Origin of the sequence: Sphingopyxis sp. (assembly GCF_016463645.1) — a bacterium.
Taxonomy (GTDB): Bacteria; Pseudomonadota; Alphaproteobacteria; order Sphingomonadales; family Sphingomonadaceae; genus Sphingopyxis.
In genome coordinates this window covers 1-17,501 of sequence record NZ_JAEMQX010000037.1, presented here as the reverse complement: position 1 = coordinate 17,501, position 17,501 = coordinate 1, and the positions used below count along the sequence as shown (strand labels likewise).

Sequence of the window (17,501 nt, the reverse complement as noted above, 5' to 3'; positions counted from 1 at the left end):
CCGGCACGCTGACGGTAGCGGTGCCGGCGCGGGCGGCCGACGACAATGGCGCGGCGCTCAATGCGCTCGTGCGGGCGCGGCTGGCGGAAGAGGGCGGCGAGCCCGCCGCGGCCCTGTCGGCACTGACCACGGTGTCGAGCCTTGCGCCGGGACTGCCCGGCCTTCGCGGGCGGATGCTCGAACAGGCGATCGAGGCGGGCGATCTCGATGCAGCACGCGCGGCGGCACTGCGGCTGTGGGCGGCGGGCGACCGCCGGTTCGACGCACAACTGGTATTGATGGTCGATGCGATGCGCCGGTCGGACTGGAAGGCCGCGCGTGCCTATGCAGCGGGACGCGCCGACAAGGCGGGGGCGGACACGATCGCCCGGCTGATCCTGCCGACGGTGAACGCGTGGATCGACGTCGGCGCACGCGAAGATTATCCCGAGCGGCATTTGCTCGCGGCGAACAGTCGCACGCGGCCCGAGCCCGCGCTGACGCTGCAGGTCGCGCTCGTGCAGATCGCGGCAAGGCGCGCCGCCGCCGCAGCGGCGCTGACCGACGGTATCACGCTCACCGACCGGACGAGCCAGCTTGTCGGCCTGCGCGTCGCGGCGACGCTGGAGAAGGCGGGACAAGGCGCAGCCGCCGAGCGGTTGCGCGGGCGGATCGCGCTCGCGTCGGGGCAGCGCGAGGACCCGATGCTGCTCCTGCCCGATCAGCCGGTTTCGACGCCGCGCGCGGGGACCGCCCCGTGGCTCGGCATATTGGCGGACGGGCTGGCGCGGACGCCGAACGGCAGCGCGAAACTGCCCCTTCTGTTCGCGCGCGCGGCCTATTGGCTGAACGATCAGGACTGGGCGGTGCGGGCGACGCTGGTCGAGGCGCTCGACCGCAACGGGCAGGAAGCGGACGCGATGGCGCTGCTCGCGCCCGGACGCGCTCCCTTGCCGCCGGTTCTGGCCATGCGCCGCGCCGAGTTGATGGCCGATGCGGGCGACCTTCCCGCCGCGGCAAGGCTCGCCGAGACCGCAGCGAACGACAATCCGGCGCGAAGCCTGCTCGTCCGCCTCGCCGATATCGCGCGGCGCTCGAACGACCCGGCCGCCGCCGCGCGCGCCTATGAGCGGCTGGAAGCGGCGCTGGGCGACGACGAGGACGACAGGGCTCTCCGTGGGACGCTGCTGATCGCGCGCGCCGAACTGCTGCTGCAGGCGGACCGGTGGGAGAGCGCCGCACCGCTGATCGAGAAAGCGGTCGCGCTGCGCCCCGGCGATGCGTCGATCCTGAATTTCGCCGGCTACTCGGCGCTCGAGCGGCGCAAGGACGTGAAGCAGTCGCTCGCCCGCATCGAGGCGGCATGGCAACGGGAGCCGCAGAATGCGAGCATCACCGACTCGCTCGGCTGGGCCTATTTCCTGACCGGGCGCACCGAAGACGCGATCAAGCTGCTGGAAAAGGCGCAGGCGGGCGAACCCGAAAATGCGGTGATCGTCGAACATCTGGGCGATGCCTATTGGCAGGCGGGGCAGAAGTTCCGTGCCCGCTACAACTGGCGTGCGGCGGCGCTGCTCGCCGAGGCGGAGATGGCGACGCGGCTGGAGGCGAAGCTGCGCGACGGGCTGACGCCTGCGACGACCGCGCCGTGACGGCGTTTCGCGAGACCGGCTGGGCCAAGATCAACCTCGCGCTGCATGTCAGGCGGCGGCGGAGCGACGGCTATCACGAGATCGAGACCTTGTTCGCCTTCGTGGATGGCGGCGATGCCCTTGCGGCCGAATTCGCCGATGCGGACAGCCTCGTCATCGACGGTGAATTCGCCGGGGGCCTGAGCGCGGGCAGCGACAATCTGGTGATGCGGATGCTCGCGCTGCTGCGCGGCGGTTACGGCGCCGGTCGCGTCCCGCCACTGTCGGTGACGCTGACGAAGGCGCTGCCCGTTGCGGCGGGGATCGGCGGCGGATCGGCCGACGCCGCGGCGATGGCACGGCTCGTCCGCGCGCATTTCCTGCCCGAACTCGGCGACGCGACGCTGGCGCGGGTCGTGAGCCCGCTCGGCGCCGATATCGCGGCCTGCGTCGCGAGCGAAACCTGCCTTGGCGTGGGCGTCGGGGACGAACTCAGCGTGGTGCCCGAACTGCGACTTGGCGGAACGCCCGTGCTGCTCGTCAACCCGCGCCTTCCCGTGGCGACCGGCCCCGTTTTCGCCGCGTGGGACGGGATCGATCGCGGGCCGCTCTTCACCGGCGCTGACAAGCGCGCGCAACTGTTCGGCGCGCGCAACGACCTGCAGCGTCCCGCCATCGCGCAATGTCCGGCGGTCGCCGACATATTGCTCGAACTCGGCGCGCTGAGGCCATGGCTGGCGCGCATGTCGGGATCGGGCGCGACCTGTTTCGCGCTGTTCGACGCGGCGGCCGAGCGCGACGCGGCGGCCGCCTCGCTGGCGGAGCGGCATCCGGACTGGTGGTTGATGACAGGAGCATTGAGGTGAGCGAAGCATGGCGGCAGATCGGCGAGGCACGAGCAGGCGGCATTTTGCTGATCGCCGATCATGCGTCGAATGTCGTGCCCGAGGATATCGACCTGGGCATCGATCAGGCGCTGCTCTCGAACCATGTCGCCATCGATATCGGTGTGGCAGAGGTGGCGGCCTTGCTCGTCGGGAGCGGCGCGGTCGATGCGGCGATCCTCGGCGGAGTATCGCGGCTGGTGGTCGACTGCAATCGCGAGGAGGACGCGCCGGGCGTGCTGCCGATCGCGAGCGACGGACATGCGGTGCCGGGCAATGCGTTGGAAGACGATGCGCGCGAGGCGCGGCTGGCGCGCTTCTTCCGGCCCTATCACGACCATATCGCCGCGACGATCGCGGCGGCGCGGCCCGCGATGATCCTGTCGTTGCACAGCTTCACGCCGTCGCTCGCGGCGCATCCCGATCAGGCGCGGCCGTGGCATGTCGGGGTGCTCTATAACGAGGACGACCGGCTCGCGACGGCGGCGATCGCGGCGCTGGAAGCCGAAGGGCTCCACGTCGGCGACCAGCAGCCCTATTCGGGCAAGCTGCTCAACGCGACGATGAACCGCCATGCCGAGGCGAATCTCATTCCCTATGTCGGGATCGAGATGCGGCAGGATCTGGTCGGCGACACGGCGGGGCAGCAGGTGTTCGCCGCGCGGCTTTCTCGCATGTGCAGCAAAGTTGCATTGAATCTGGCCAGATAGGCGTGTAGAGGCGCGTATCTTCGCTTATTTTTGAAATAAAATTATCAGGATAGTTGAAAATGCCTTCATATCGTTCGCGCACCACCACCCACGGCCGCAATATGGCCGGTGCCCGCGGCCTCTGGCGCGCGACCGGGATGAAGGACAGCGATTTCGGCAAGCCGATCATCGCGGTGGTCAACAGCTTCACCCAGTTCGTTCCGGGGCATGTCCACCTGAAGGACCTGGGTCAGATGGTCGCGCGCGAAATCGAGGCGGCAGGCGGGGTCGCCAAGGAATTCAACACGATCGCGGTCGATGACGGGATCGCGATGGGGCATGACGGGATGCTCTATTCGCTGCCGAGCCGCGACCTGATCGCCGACAGCGTCGAATATATGGTCAATGCGCATTGCGCCGACGCGATGGTGTGCATCTCGAACTGCGACAAGATCACCCCGGGCATGCTGATGGCGGCGCTGCGCATCAATATCCCGGTCGTTTTCGTGTCGGGCGGGCCGATGGAGGCCGGCAAGGTGATCCTGAAGAACAAGGAGGTCGCGCTCGATCTGGTCGATGCGATGGTCGCCGCGGCGGACGAGAAATACACCGACGAAGAGGTGACCGCGATCGAGCGGTCGGCGTGCCCGACCTGCGGGTCGTGCTCGGGCATGTTCACCGCCAATTCGATGAACTGCCTGACCGAGGCGCTGGGCCTTTCGCTGCCGGGCAATGGTTCGACGCTGGCGACGCATGCCGATCGCAAGGAGCTGTTCCTGCGTGCGGGGCGGATCGTCGTCGAAATGTGCCGGCGCCATTATGAGGAAGGCGACAACAGCGTGCTGCCGCGCAATATAGCGACATTCGAGGCATTCGAGAACGCGATGAGCCTCGACATCGCGATGGGCGGATCGACCAATACGGTGCTCCATCTGCTCGCGGCGGCGCACGAGGCCGGTGTCGACTTCACGATGACCGACATCGACCGGCTGTCGCGGCGCGTGCCGTGCCTGTCGAAGGTCGCGCCGGCGAAGAGCGACGTTCATATGGAGGACGTCCACCGCGCGGGCGGGATCATGGCGATCCTCGGCGAGCTCGAACGCGCAGGACTGCTCCACGCGCACCTGCCGACCGTGCACAGCGCGACCCTTGGCGACGCCCTCAACAAATGGGATATCGCGCGAACGAACGACCCCGCGGTGCAGAAATTCTTCATGGCGGCACCCGGCGGGGTGCCGACGCAAACCGCCTTCAGTCAGGAGCGGCGCTGGGAATCCCTCGACCTCGACCGCGAGGCCGGCGTGATCCGCTCGGCGGAGCATGCTTTCAGCAAGGATGGCGGGCTCGCGGTGCTGTCGGGCAATATCGCGCTCGACGGCTGCATCGTGAAGACCGCGGGGGTGGACGAGAGCATCCTCAAATTCTCGGGTCCCGCCAAGGTCTACGAAAGCCAGGACGCGGCGGTCGCCGGCATCCTGACCGGACAGGTGGAAGCGGGCGATGTCGTCGTGATCCGCTACGAGGGGCCGAAGGGCGGGCCGGGGATGCAGGAAATGCTCTATCCGACGAGCTATCTCAAATCGAAGGGGCTGGGCGCCGCGTGCGCGCTGATCACCGACGGGCGCTTCTCGGGCGGCACCTCGGGGTTGTCGATCGGTCATGTCTCGCCCGAAGCGGCCGAGGGTGGCACGATCGGACTGGTCGAGAATGGCGACCTGATCAACATCGATATTCCGTCGCGGACGATCACGCTCGCGGTGGCCGACGACGTGCTGGCCGAGCGCCGCGCCGCGATGGAGGCGAAAGGCGAGGGGGCATGGCAGCCCGAAAAAGCGCGCCCACGCAAGGTTTCGGTAGCACTTCAGGCCTATGCCGCGATGACGACGAGCGCCGCGCGCGGCGCGGTGCGCGACCTGTCGCAGCTGAAGGGCAAGGGATGACAAGGCTTGGGGGGGTATTGCTGACGCTGGTGGTACTCGCGGGATGCAACCGCACGCCCGACAACGGCGACCTTGCCGAGGCCGAAGCGCGCGGATCGCGCCAAGCCGCTGAAGACGGCCGTATCGAATGCGCGCTCGAGGGTGCCAAGCTGTTCGACCGCACCTGTACCGTCGAGGAAATGAGCGGCGAAAATGGCGCGGTGCTGGTCGTCGGGCGTGCCAATGTCGGATACCGCCGCCTGCAGATCACGACCGACGGAAGCGGGGTCATATCGGCGGACGGGGCCGAGCCCGCGAGGGTCAGCATCGTCGGCGACAATATCATCGAGGTCGCGATCGGCCACGATCGCTACCGCCTTCCCGCCAATACCGGCGGCGCGAAGTAGGCGCTATCGCGCGATCGTGATAGGGCAAGGCCATGTCGCTTCCCGACGATGCCCCGATCCTGACCGCCAAGGCGATGCGCGAGGCCGAGGCCGCTTGCGCGATCCAGGGGACGTCGCTGTCCGAACTGATGGACCTCGCGGGCGCGGCGGTGGCCGACACCGCATGGCGGATGGCGGCGGGCGCGCCGATCCTGATCCTCTGCGGGCCGGGCAACAATGGCGGTGACGGCTATGTGGCGGCACGGCTGCTCGCGAAGCGCGGGGCGGCAGTACGCGTTGCCGCGCTGGCCGAGCCCGCGACCGACCTGGCAAAGGCGGCGCGAGCCGGGTGGGCCGGCCCCGTCGAGCCCCTTGATGGCCGGCTCGCCCCAGCGCCCCTGATCGTCGATGCGCTGTTTGGCGTGGGCCTGTCGCGTCCGGTTTCGGATCAGCTGGCGACGATCCTCGGGCATTTTGCCGACCGGCGGATTTTGGCGGTCGATGTGCCGAGCGGGGTCGACAGCGATGCAGCGGCCGACTGGATGCCGCCGCTTTCCGCCGACGTGACCCTCGCGCTGGGCGCGCTCAAACCCGCGCATGTCCTGCTTCCGGCCGCGCCGGCATGCGGCCGCGTCCTGCTCGCGCCGATCGGCATAGCGGCGAACAAGGCGATGCGGACGTTGCCGAAGGGCCGGACCGCAAAGCCCGGTGCGGCAGCGCACAAGTTCACGCGCGGCATGGTGCTGGTCTTCGCCGGGCCGATGCGCGGCGCCGCCGGGCTGACAGCGGCCGCAGCCCTGCGGGCCGGGGCAGGTTATGTCGTGCTCGACGGCAGCGAGCGTGCCCCCCTTTCGGCGATCATCACCGAAAGCGACGAGAAATTCGGCGAGCGGCTCGACGACCCGCGCGTCGGGGCGGTCGTGATCGGACCCGGATTTCCGGCTGGTGACGAACTGCTCTTCGACGTCGAAGCCGCGCTCGACTCGGGCAAGCCGCTGGTACTCGACGCCGCCGCGATCGACGCCGCGCTGCCGCGCCTGTCGGAGACGCCGCGAAAAGCGATCCTGACGCCGCATGAAGGCGAATTTTCGCGCGCCTTCCCGCAGCTTTACGGCAGCAAGATCGATCGCGCGAAGGCGGCGGCCGCGCGCACACGCGCGGTGGTCATTTACAAGGGCGCCGACACGATCATCGCCGCGCCCGACGGTCGCGTCGCGGCGGCATGGCCCGGGAGCCCGTGGCTGGCGACGGCGGGGACGGGCGATGTGCTCGCCGGTGCGTGCGGCGCGATGCTGGCGCGCGGCGGCGACGCCTTCGATGCGGCGGTCGCTGCGGTGGGCTGGCATATCGCGCAGGCCGCGCGTATAGGCCCCGGCCTTGTAGCCGACGATCTGGTCAGGAACTGAAATGAGTGAAGCAGCGCTGATCGAGCGCATCGCTGCGCGGGGCGATGGCGTGACCGCCGACGGCCGCCATGTTGCGGGCGGCGTCCCGGGCGACCGCGTGCGCGACGACGGAATCATCATCCCCGGCCCGAACCGCACCGAACCGGTATGCCGCCATTTCGGCAAATGCGGCGGCTGCCAGCTGCAGCATGTCGCCGAACCGGCACTTGCCCAATTCGTGCGCGATCGCGTCGTCGGCGGGCTCGAGGGGCAGGACGTGCCCTATGGCGACGTGCGTCCCGCGGTGCTGTCGCCGCCGCAAAGCCGCCGCCGTGCCGCGCTCACCGCGCTGCGCACGGGCAGGCAGGTCGCGATCGGATTCAACGCCGCGCAGAGCAACCAGATCGTCGACATGCGCATGTGCCCGCTGCTGCTGCCCGAGCTGTTCGCGCTGATCGAACCGGTGCGCGAACTGCTTGCGACGATCGCGCAGCCGCGGCGCCCGGTGAAGGTCAAGCTGCAGATGCTCGACCAGGGCGTCGAACTGATCCTCGATGGCGTGAAGGCCGAGGGGCTCGATGCCGCAATGGCGCTGCAGGATTTTGCCGGTGCGAACAATCTCGCGCGCTTCGCGATCGATCAGGGCGACGGGCTCGAGGTCCTGTGGCAGCCGGAGCCGCCGACGATGCGGTTCGGCGATATCCTCGTCGAAGTGCCGCCCTTCGCCTTTCTGCAGGCGACGGCGGCGGGGCAGGCCGCGCTGGTCGATGCCGTGACCCGGGCGATCGGCGACGCCGGCGCGGTGGCGGATCTGTTCGCCGGCGTCGGCACCTTTGCGCTTTCGGTGCAGGCCGGGCGCAAAGTCTACGCCGCCGAGGGCGCACGCGACGCGATCGCGGCGCTGACCGGCGCCGCGAACCGCGCCCGCGCGCTGGTCGCGACCGAGCATCGCGACCTGTTCCGCCGCCCGCTGGTGCCCGCCGAACTCGACCGCTTCGGCGCGATCATCCTCGATCCGCCGCGCGCCGGTGCGGAGGAGCAGGCCAAGCAGCTTGCGGCGTCGGCCGTTCCCGCGATCGCCTATGTCAGCTGCAATCCCGCGAGCTTTGCGCGCGATGCGAAAATCCTGACCGAAAGCGGCTACACGCTCGACTGGGTCCAGCCCGTCGGCCAGTTCCGCTGGTCGACCCATGTGGAACTGGCCGCGCGTTTCTCGCGCTGACTCAGTGCAGCACGAAGCCCATGAAGGCATGGACGCAGAGTGCGAACAGCGCGAGGCTGGCGAGCGCAAAGACGCCGAAGCGCCACATCACGCGGTTCACCGTTACCTGGATCAGGCTGTGGACGATGCGCAGCGCGACGTAGGCCCACGCCAGCTGCGTATTGAGCCCGCCGCCCATGCCGCCGATCGCGAGTGCCAGTGCGACGGCATAGAAGACCGTAGGCTGTTCCATCAGATGGTTGTAGTTGTGCGCCTTCCACTGCACTTCGGCGGGCAGCACGTCATCGAGCCCCTTGCCGGTGCCGCCGACCATCTTCGCGGCATCGATCTTGGCGCGCTGCATCGCCGGGATACGCGTCGCGTACATCCACACCCACATCACCATCGACCAGAGCGCGAGCGTCGCGACCGGTCCCAATATTGCGTTCGTATCCATCTTTTTCTCCCCCTCAACCCAAAGTGGCGATCACCGCGAGCAGCGACAGCGCGAACAGGCACAATGTCGCCAGCGAAAAGATCATGAAACGCACCGGGACGCGATTGACGGTCGACTGCCAGAGACTGTGGACGATGCGCAGCACGACATAGGCCCAGGCGAGCCCGCGCGTGAGATCGGTGTTGCCGCCCGAGAGCTGCAGGAACACGAGCACCGCATAGAAGATGGTCGGCTGTTCGCAGAGATGCGTGTAATTGTGCGATTTCCAGTTGGTGAGCGGTGGCAGCACGCCCTCCAGATCGACGCCGCGCCCGCCCGGCGGTGCGGCCTTCAGGTCGATGCCTGCCTTGGCAAAACCCCGAAAACGCGACACGCCGGCCCAGACGAGGACGATCAATGTCCAGAGGACGAGCACCGCGCCGGGTGCGAGAAGGCTTTCGGACATATGGCTCCCCCTGCCTGTTTTGCGGCGATGCTAGGGCGCTGCGCCGACAATGCAACCGGCGAAGTTCAGCGTGCCAGTCCGCTCCGGATCGCGGCGCCGTCGCCATCGACGCGTGGCGCGAAGCCGAGGTCGTGCGGCGGCATTGCGCCATATTTCACCGGCGGCTGCATTTCGTGGAAGGCGCCGACGTCGGGGTGGATGCGATGGCGGAAGAACCCCGTCGCGACGAAATGCGGATCTTCCCTGATATCCTGAAGGTCGCGCGCCGCCATGGCGGGGATGTCGTTGGCGGCAAATAGCTCCAGCCATTCGGCGCTCGTCTTTGCCGGCGTCTTGCGCGCGATCTCGCTGTAGATGATCGGCATATGCCGGCCCTTCGCCTTCGCCGCTTCATATTCGGGGGTTTCGAGCAGGCTGGCGCTGCCGAGCAGACCCATCAGCCGCGCGGTCGATTCGGGCGTATAGGGGACGATCGCGAGATAGCCGTCGCTGGTCGGAAAGGGCTGGCGCGTCGGGTCGAGCTGGCGCGGGTAGCCCGCGGGGCCGATCGGCGGATCGAGCGTGTCATCGCGGAGATGCTCGACGAGCATGAAGGATGCGAAACATTCGAACATCGGCACCTCGACCTCCTGTCCCTCGCCGGTTCGGAGCTTGTGGACGAGCGCGGCGAGGATCGCCTGCGCGCCGAACTGGCCCGCGACCTTGTCGGCGATCAGCGAGGGGACATAGCGTGGGCGGGGGTTGCCGTCGACGCGCGGCAGCAGGCTGGTCGTCCCGCTCGCCGCCTGGATGACGTCGTCATAGGCCTGCAGGTCGGCGTAGGGACCGTCCTGCCCGAAGCCGGTGCCGTGAACGTAGATGATGTCGGGCTTGAGCGCCTTGCACCCCTCATAATCGAAGCCCAAGCGCGCGATCGCCCGCCCACGCACATTGTGGAAGAAGACGTCGGCGCTCGCGATCAGGTCCCGCAGCACCGCCGCGTCTTCGGGCTTTTTCAGATCGAGCGCGATCGAGCGTTTGCCACGGTTCACGGTGAGATGGATCGAACCCATCGTGGGGTCGGGGACGCCGCTGCCGAGATAGCGCGACACGTCGCCCGTGCCCGGCGTTTCGACCTTGATCACCTCGGCGCCGAGGTCGGCGAGCATCTGCGTCGCATAGGGACCGAAGATGACGGTCGTCAGATCGACGATCCGGATACCTGACAACATATGCGCGCGTCCTCTCCCTGTTGGGCCGGCAGGATAGAATGATTGCAAAGTAAAACGAAAGAGGCTTCGTCGTCAGGTCGGCTGTTCCGCCAGCCCGCCTGCTTCGCCGTCGCTGCCGGCGGCATAGGCGGCTGATATGCTGCGATAGGATCGCGACCGGAATGCAGCGATCGTCGCGAGCACACCGAGCAGGCCGGCGATCGAAAAGACGATCGCGATGCCGCGTTCGGGACCGCGGCCATACCAGTCGCCGATCGCGTCGGCGCCCCATCCGGTCGTCATCAGCGGGACGAAGACGAACTGGGTCAGCGGTGCGATCAGGAAGGCGGTCAGCGGCGAGGCGGCGAGTTCGACCGACTGGGCGAAGCCGAAGACCCGGCCCTGCCGCTCGAACGGCACGACCTTTTGCAGCGTCGTCTGCTCGGCCGCCTCGGCATAGGGGCCGAGGAACATCCAGATGAAGCAGCCGACCGCGAGTAGCAGGATCGACGACTGGACGGTGAAGAAGACGGCGACGATCCAGGCGCCGAGATTGACGAGAAGCAGGGTCCGCACCGGGTTGGCGCCCAGTCCGGTGCGTGCGATCACGACGCCGCTGAGGATGAAGGCGCACGATATGACCGCCCATAGCAGGCCCCATTCCTCGACCTTCATCAGCGACAGGCCATAGGCATCCATCAGCGCCATGAAGACGCCGCCGAGGAGATTGTTGAACGACGAGAAGAGGATCAGCGCGAAGAGCCCCGGAATGGCGAGAACGACGCGGAAGGTTCCGGCGAGATCGATACGGCGCGGTTCGGCGTCGCCGCCCGCATCGCGCGGTTCGTCGACGCGGATGAAGAGCAGGTGCGCTATCGCCACCAGCGAAAAGGCGATCGCAAAGATCAATGTGCCGGCCATGCCGCCCCATGCGACGAGGAAGCCGCTGATCGCCGAGGTGGTCAGGAAACCGATGCCGCCGACCATGCCGACGAGCCCGTTCGCCTTGTCGCGGCGGTCCTCGGGCACCAGCAGTGTGACGAGCGTCGGCAGCGCGATCATGCGGATATTGCCGACGATCACGGCCAGCATCGACACGAGGATGAAGAGCCAGAGCGTCAGGCTTCGTGTTTCGGCGCCGCGGATGTCGGGGTCGAGCAGGAATCCGCCGAGCGCGCCCGTGTAAAGGAGGAGGGACGCGATACTCGACACCAGCATCATGTTGCGCTTGCCATGATGGTCGACAAGGCTGCCGAACCAGACGCCGAGCATCGCCGTCAGCACAAGATAGATGCCCGCGATCATCCCCGTCGCGAACACCGATTGCGTTTCGAGGAAGGTCCAGAAGGTCAGCGCGAACCACACCGTGAAATTGGTGATGTTGGCGATCAGATTGTTGGCGAGGAGATGATGGAAGGGCTGCATGGGCAGCGCAATCTAGCGCGCGCTTCCAAAAGCGAAAGGGCCGGTCGCATCGCTGCGCCGGCCCTCCTGTTTCCCGGTTTTGCGTCCGTCAGAACAGCTTGGTCACCGTCGCGCTGCGGCGTTCCTGTTCGACTTCGCCGGTGTAGAGGCTGACCATCGGTTCGTCGCTGACGACATGGGTCTCGTCGGCGCCGAAACCGTTGAACTTAGTCCGCATCGCACAGCCATAGGCGCCGAGCATGCCGATTTCGATGAAATCGCCCGCCTTGATATCCGCCGGCAGGAAGAAGGGGCCCGCCATATGGTCGAGATCATCGCAGGTCGGGCCATAGAAGCTGAACGGCACCATTTCGGCGTCGCTCTCGCCGTCGCGCTGCAGCGTGACAGGGAAGCGCCAGCCGACATGCGCGGCATCGAACAGCGCACCATATGCGCCGTCGTTGATGTACAGTTCCTCGCCGCGGCGCTTTTCGACGCGCACGATCAGCGAGCTGTACTCGGCCGACAGCGCGCGGCCCGGTTCGCACCATAGTTCTGCCGAATAGCTGATCGGCAGGCTTTCGAAGCTGCGATGGATCGTCTCGAAATAGGCGTCGAGCGGCGGGGGCTCCATGCCCGGATAGGACGACGGGAAGCCGCCGCCGACATCGACGATGTCGACGGTGACCGACGCCGCGACGATCGCCGCGCGGACGCGTTCCATCGCCTGCGCATAGGCATGCGGCGTCATCGCCTGGCTGCCGACGTGGAAGCAGATGCCGAGCGCATCGGCCGCCTGACGGGTCGCCATCAGCAGTTCGACGACTTCGTCGGCTTCGGCACCGAACTTGGCGGCGAGGCTGAGCTTCGAGTGATCCGACGAGACGCGGAGGCGCACGAGCAGGTTCAGATCCTGCGCACCCTCGGTGGCGCGGACGATCTTTTCGAGTTCGTCGAGCGTGTCGAGCGAGAAGGTGCGCACGCCGTGCTTCCAATAGGCTTCGGAAATCGCTTCCTCGGCCTTTACCGGATGCATGAAGCAGAGCGTCGCTTCGGGAAGCGTGCGGGCGACCAGACGCACCTCGGCAATCGAGGCGACGTCATAGTGCGTGACTCCCGAATCCCACAGCACGCGCAGCAGGTCGGGCGATGGATTCGCCTTGACCGCATACATGGTCGTGCCGGGAAATCGCTCGATGAAGAAACGCGCTGCGCGCCGCGCGGCGTGCGGGCGGACAAGCGTAACAGGTTCGACCGGCGAAAGTGCCTGAATCAGCCCGTGGGCGCTATGATGCTGGTGCAACTCAAGGGACCCCCAAAAATAACGTTCAACACAAAGGCTGCCTTGCGGTTATTGGAAGTCCCCCTGGGGCAGCGGGGGTGCGATATATGCAGGGGGTTCCCCCCTGTAAAGACCCTATCGCGCAATTTTGTAACGCTGCGGTAACACGCGCGCCGAAACGGGGCTGACGTGCGCCGACCGGCGCAAAAGCGAGACACAAGACAAAGGTCCGGTGCCTCGCTAGGGATATTGTACAAGTCGATCGGAAAGGACGCTCCCGCCATGGTTTCTCGCGCCGAGGTCAATCACACATTTACCGACGCGGAACTGGACGAACTGCGCGGCTTCGGTACCGTCGAGTCGCACAAGGCGGGCGACCTGCTGGTCGAGGAAGGCGCGATGGCGCCCGATTGCATCGTCACCCTGTCGGGGCACACCGACATTTTTGCGTCGACCGACGAAGGGCGCAAACGCGTCGGCTGGATGGAGCACGGGCAGTTCGCGGGCGACCTGTCGGTGTTGACCGGGCAGCGCCATCTGTCGCGTGTCGAAATGGGCGCCGACGGCGACATATTGCGGATCGCACATGGCGATTTCCAGCGGCTGATCGCAGGCAACAGTCATTTTTCGGATATCTTCGTCCGCATCTTGTCGGCGCGGCGCGAGTTCAGCAAACATCGCGGTTTTGCGGTGACGATCATCATCGGCGCGGCAATGGACCGCAGCGTCTATGCGATGCGCGACCTCCTGATGAAGCATGGCGTCGCGCACCGCTGGTTCGATCCTGCCGACGGCCCCGTTGCCGCGCATCTTCTGACCGAGCGCGGGCTGAGCGAGGAGCAGCTTCCGGTGGCGATTCTCGGTGCGGCCGAAGTATTGGTCCAGCCGACGCCCGAGCAATTGGCGGCGGGGCTCGGGCTCGACCTGCTGCCCGATGGCGCGACGGCCGACGTACTCGTCGTCGGCAGCGGCCCGGGCGGGCTCGCGGCGGCGGTCTATGCGGCATCCGAGGGACTGACGGTGATCGCGCTCGATTCGTTCGCGCCCGGCGGGCAGGCGGGAACCTCGTCGAAGATCGAAAATTATCTCGGTTTCCCGACCGGCATTTCGGGGAACGAACTCGCGCGGCGCGCCACGGTGCAGGCACAGAAGTTCGGGGCGCGGCTGGTTTCGCCGGTACGCGCCGCGTCGATCAACCGCGACGGCGACGCCTATTGCCTGCATCTCGCCGACGGGCGCAAGCTCAGGAGTCGCGCGGTGGTCGTCGCGAGCGGCGCAAAATATCAGAGCCTGCCGATCGAGGGTATCGAAGCCTACGAAGGCCGCGGCATCTATTATGGCGCGACGCCGATGGAGGCGCAGCTCTGCGGCAATGCCGAGGTGACGATCGTCGGATCGGGCAATTCGGCGGGGCAGGGGGCGATCTATCTCGCGAGCGTCGCGAAGAAGGTCCATGTCATTTTCCGCCGGTCGAGCCTGCGCGAGACGATGTCCGAATATCTGGTCAGGCGGCTCGAGGAGCATCCGAATATCGAGATCATTCCGTCGACCGACGTCGTCGCGCTCCACGGCGAGGAGCATCTGGCAGGGCTGACCTATCGCTGCCGCGAGACCGGGGCCGAGGATCATTGCGACTGCGGTTTCCTGTTCCTCTTCCTCGGCGCAAGCCCGAACACGACTTGGTTGCCCAAGGAAATGGTGTGCGACGAACGCGGCTTCGTGAAGACCGGTACCGATATCGCGCCGCTGGAACTGGTCAAGGCGGGCTGGTCGCTCGACCGCATGCCGAGCCGGTTCGAGACGAGCTGGCCGCGCATCTATGCCGTCGGCGACGTCCGCAAGGGATCGGTGAAACGCGTCGCTTCGTCGGTCGGCGAGGGGTCGGTCGTGGTCAGCGACATCCACCAGGCGCTGGCGGAGATCACCCCAGCCGCGTCTTGAAATCCTCGTAGCCGAATTCGCGGACCAGCCCCAGTTCGTCGCTCTCGCTGTCCCACAGCCAGATCGACGGCAGCGGCACGCCGTTGAAGGTGTTGGTCTTGACCATCGAATAATGCGCCTGGTCGAGGAAGGCGAAGCGCTGGCCGATGCGTGCGCCGCCGGGCAGGCGATAGTCGCCGATGACGTCGCCCGCGAGGCACGACGGGCCGCCAAGACGCGTCGCCATGCCCTCGCTCCCTTCGTCGAGCATTGCCGGACGATAGGGCGCCTCGATGACGTCGGGCATATGGCAGGTCGCCGAAATGTCGGTGATCCCGATCGGCATGCCGTTGTCGAACAGGTCGAGGATTTCGCCGACGAGGATGCCCGCATCGAGCGCGATCGCCTCGCCGGGCTCGATCATCACGTCGCAATCGGTCGCGGCGCGCACCTGCTTGAGAAAGGCGATGAGGTCGTCGACCTGATAATCGGCGCGCGTCACATGATGGCCACCGCCGAAGTTGATCCATTTGAGCTGGCTGAAGAAGGGGCGGAGCATCGGCTGCACCGCGTTCCAGGTCCGCTGCAGGGGCGGGAAATCCTGTTCGCAGAGGCTGTGCATATGGACGCCGTCGACGCCCTCCATATGTTCGGGCAATAGCTGGCTGATCGGGAAGCCGAGGCGGCTGCATGGCGCGGCGGGATCATATTTCGCGACCTCGCCCTCGCTGTGCATCGGGTTGATGCGCAGGCCAATGTCGAACGTCTCGCCCTTCGCGCGCAATTCGTCGAGCAACGGGCGGAAGCGCGTGATCTGCCCCGGCGAATTGAAGATGAGGTGATCCGACAGCGCCGCGATCTCGGGCAGGTCGGCTTCCTTGTAGCCCGCGCAATAGGTGGCGACTTCGCCGCCATATTCGCTGCGGCCGAGCTTCGCTTCGTACAGGCCCGAGGCACAGACGCCGTCGAGATAGCCCGCGACGGTCGATCCCAGCGGCCACATCGAAAAGGCCTTGAGCGCCGCAAGCACGCGCGCGCCCGACGCGTCGCCGATATGGCGAAGCAGCGCGAGGTTCGCGCGCACTTTCGCGGCATCGACCACGAAGGCCGGGGAGGGGACGCGGGTCAGGTCGAAGCGGGCAAAGGCTCCGGGATCGCCGGCACGGGTTTCCATGTCGCTGTAAAATCCTGTCAGACCGCAATCGGTCCCTTGAAGATGAAGAACGCCCCCGCCGCGATCAGTCCGAAGCCGACGAGATGGTTCAGGGTCAGCTTCTCACCGAGCCAGAAGACCGCGAACCCGGCGAATATGATCAGCGTGATCACTTCTTGCAAGGTCTTGAGTTCGGCGGCGCTGTACGCGCCATAGCCGATGCGGTTCGCGGGAATGACGAGGCAATATTCGAAGAAGGCGATTCCCCACGCGATCAGCACCGCCAGCCAGATCGGCCGCGACACCGCGCCGAGCTGTCCGTACCACGCAAAGGTCATGAAAATGTTCGATACGAACAGCAGTCCGATCGGTGCGAGATAGGCGGTCATTTCTTGTCTTTCGTCAGCGGCAGCACGTCGCGAAGCAGCGCGGCGAAGAAATGCCCCGGCTCCTCGACCATCGGCATATGCGCCGAATGTTCGAGCCAGACGAGCTTCTTCGAGGGTGCTTCAACCTGTTCGAACCAGTGGGCGGCCACAGGCGAAGGGACAGTATAATCATGCCGTCCGAGCAGGAAGACGAGCGGCACATCCACCTTCCTCACCTTCGTGAAGCTGACGTCGGCGAGGCGCGGCCAGAGCGTCGTCACCGAAAACTCGCTGCCCTTGCCCCACGCCTCTATGTCGGTTGCCGTATATTCGGGCGAGAGGCGCGGGGTCCGGAAATAATATTCGAGGTCGGGCTTGTTATGGATGAGCGAGCCATAGGGGATCGCAAATTTGCGCCAGCCGTCGGCCTTGGCAATCGTGAACTCGCCTTGCGGATAAGGCGCGAGTGCATCGATGGCTGCCACCGCCGCCTTGTCGCCCGCAGCGAGCGCCTTCGCACGCGTCCACGCCATGCCGGCCTTCTCGCCTTCGCGAAAATCGATGCCCTGACCGACACCGACATAGGCGTAGAGCAGGTCGGGGCGTTTCACCGCGACCGACAGGCCGACGATCGAGCCCCAACTGTGCCCCAGCAGCACGACCTTGCGCTTGCCGTAACGCTTCCTCAGCAGTTCGATCAGTTCGATGGCGTCGTCGCGGTAACGTTCGGGCGTCATCGTCGGAGCGAGCGTCTTCGGGTCATTCAGCGGATAGCTGCGTCCCGCGCCGCGCTGGTCGTACTGGACGACGGTGAAGACATCCTCCCACGGCCGCTGAAACGCCCAAGCGAAGGGCATTTCGACCGCTCCGGGGCCACCGTGGACGAAGATGAGGATGGGATTTTCGCGGTCCGATCCGCGGACGTTGACCACCTGCCGTGCGCCGCCGAGCGTGATCTCGAAGGTTTCCTGCACTCCGTTGGGCGTGACGATCCTGCCGATGTCGGCGACGATCGCACGTGCCGGGGCGTAGGCGTCTCCGGTCTGGGCGCGGGATGGGGTGACGGCGAGAGCCGCGATCAGCGCGACAGTAAAGACGGCGATTCTCATGCCCGGTCTTTAACGCGCCGCCTGCCCAATGTCGTCATCCCGGCGAACCCGAGGCCACCGACGTTATAACTCGGCTGGCATCGGGCGACGGGTTGTTGT

The 17,501-nt window shown here is 66.6% G+C and carries 16 protein-coding genes; 8 read left to right on the top strand and 8 right to left on the bottom strand.

Features of this window, described 5'->3' with window-relative positions:
• Positions 1 to 20: 20 nt before the first annotated feature.
• From JHC57_RS10055 to JHC57_RS10025, 7 genes are read left to right on the top strand one after another with little or no spacing between them, the layout of a single operon-like run.
• Positions 21 to 1,631 (top strand): hypothetical protein, encoded by a 1,611-nt coding sequence (locus tag JHC57_RS10055; RefSeq protein ID WP_294029865.1) that lies wholly within the window; start codon positions 21 to 23, stop codon positions 1,629 to 1,631.
• Positions 1,628 to 2,476 carry a 4-(cytidine 5'-diphospho)-2-C-methyl-D-erythritol kinase gene (locus tag JHC57_RS10050; RefSeq protein WP_294029864.1) on the top strand — a complete coding sequence of 283 codons (849 nt, stop codon included), beginning with the start codon at positions 1,628 to 1,630 and terminating at the stop codon, positions 2,474 to 2,476. The genes JHC57_RS10055 and JHC57_RS10050 overlap by 4 nt, the downstream gene beginning before the upstream one ends.
• Entirely contained in the window at positions 2,473 to 3,204 is a 732-nt protein-coding gene (locus JHC57_RS10045) for an N-formylglutamate amidohydrolase (protein WP_294029863.1), read from the top strand. Before JHC57_RS10050 ends, JHC57_RS10045 begins: the two co-directional genes overlap by 4 nt.
• Positions 3,205 to 3,263: 59 nt before the next feature.
• Positions 3,264 to 5,123, top strand: a complete 1,860-nt coding sequence (gene ilvD, locus JHC57_RS10040) for a dihydroxy-acid dehydratase (protein WP_294029862.1) — start codon at positions 3,264 to 3,266, stop codon at positions 5,121 to 5,123.
• Positions 5,120 to 5,509 (top strand): hypothetical protein, encoded by a 390-nt coding sequence (locus tag JHC57_RS10035; protein ID WP_294029861.1) that lies wholly within the window; start codon positions 5,120 to 5,122, stop codon positions 5,507 to 5,509. The genes ilvD and JHC57_RS10035 overlap by 4 nt, the downstream gene beginning before the upstream one ends.
• Positions 5,510 to 5,541: 32 nt before the next feature.
• A complete protein-coding gene (locus JHC57_RS10030; protein WP_294029860.1) occupies positions 5,542 to 6,894 on the top strand; it encodes an NAD(P)H-hydrate dehydratase in 1,353 nt (450 codons plus the stop codon).
• 1 nt (position 6,895) lies between these two features.
• Entirely contained in the window at positions 6,896 to 8,095 is a 1,200-nt protein-coding gene (locus tag JHC57_RS10025) for a class I SAM-dependent RNA methyltransferase (RefSeq protein ID WP_294029859.1), read from the top strand.
• A gap of 1 nt (position 8,096) precedes the next feature.
• Here the strand turns inward: JHC57_RS10025 and JHC57_RS10020 are convergent, their stop codons facing one another.
• The 5 genes from JHC57_RS10020 to JHC57_RS10000 all read right to left on the bottom strand — a co-directional run bounded on the left by JHC57_RS10020 (position 8,097) and on the right by JHC57_RS10000 (position 12,873).
• The gene (locus JHC57_RS10020) at positions 8,097 to 8,531 is read right to left on the bottom strand and encodes an MAPEG family protein (RefSeq protein ID WP_294029858.1); all 435 of its coding nucleotides are present in this window, start codon (positions 8,529 to 8,531) and stop codon (positions 8,097 to 8,099) included.
• Positions 8,532 to 8,544: 13 nt separating this feature from the next.
• Positions 8,545 to 8,976, bottom strand: coding sequence for an MAPEG family protein (locus JHC57_RS10015; RefSeq protein ID WP_294029857.1), 432 nt, complete (start codon positions 8,974 to 8,976; stop codon positions 8,545 to 8,547).
• Between the two features lie 65 nt (positions 8,977 to 9,041).
• Complete coding sequence (locus JHC57_RS10010) at positions 9,042 to 10,187, bottom strand: CoA transferase (protein ID WP_294029856.1); 1,146 nt, start codon at positions 10,185 to 10,187, stop codon at positions 9,042 to 9,044.
• A gap of 72 nt (positions 10,188 to 10,259) precedes the next feature.
• Positions 10,260 to 11,591: an MFS transporter gene (locus tag JHC57_RS10005; protein WP_294029855.1), complete on the bottom strand. Its 1,332-nt coding sequence runs from the start codon at positions 11,589 to 11,591 to the stop codon at positions 10,260 to 10,262.
• Between the two features lie 88 nt (positions 11,592 to 11,679).
• Positions 11,680 to 12,873, bottom strand: a complete 1,194-nt coding sequence (locus tag JHC57_RS10000; protein ID WP_294029854.1) for a type III PLP-dependent enzyme — start codon at positions 12,871 to 12,873, stop codon at positions 11,680 to 11,682.
• 261 nt (positions 12,874 to 13,134) lie between these two features.
• Between JHC57_RS10000 and JHC57_RS09995 the strand changes: the two genes are divergently transcribed.
• The gene (locus tag JHC57_RS09995; RefSeq protein WP_294029853.1) at positions 13,135 to 14,793 is read left to right on the top strand and encodes an FAD-dependent oxidoreductase; all 1,659 of its coding nucleotides are present in this window, start codon (positions 13,135 to 13,137) and stop codon (positions 14,791 to 14,793) included.
• Here JHC57_RS09995 and JHC57_RS09990 read toward each other — a convergent pair.
• From JHC57_RS09990 to JHC57_RS09980, 3 genes are read right to left on the bottom strand one after another with little or no spacing between them, the layout of a single operon-like run.
• The gene (locus JHC57_RS09990; RefSeq protein WP_294029852.1) at positions 14,774 to 15,946 is read right to left on the bottom strand and encodes a carboxynorspermidine decarboxylase; all 1,173 of its coding nucleotides are present in this window, start codon (positions 15,944 to 15,946) and stop codon (positions 14,774 to 14,776) included. The genes JHC57_RS09995 and JHC57_RS09990 overlap by 20 nt on opposite strands.
• Before the next feature lie 17 nt (positions 15,947 to 15,963).
• A complete protein-coding gene (locus JHC57_RS09985) occupies positions 15,964 to 16,314 on the bottom strand; it encodes a DMT family protein (protein WP_294029851.1) in 351 nt (116 codons plus the stop codon).
• Entirely contained in the window at positions 16,311 to 17,402 is a 1,092-nt protein-coding gene (locus JHC57_RS09980) for an alpha/beta hydrolase (protein ID WP_294029850.1), read from the bottom strand. Before JHC57_RS09980 ends, JHC57_RS09985 begins: the two co-directional genes overlap by 4 nt.
• Positions 17,403 to 17,501: the final 99 nt, after the last annotated feature.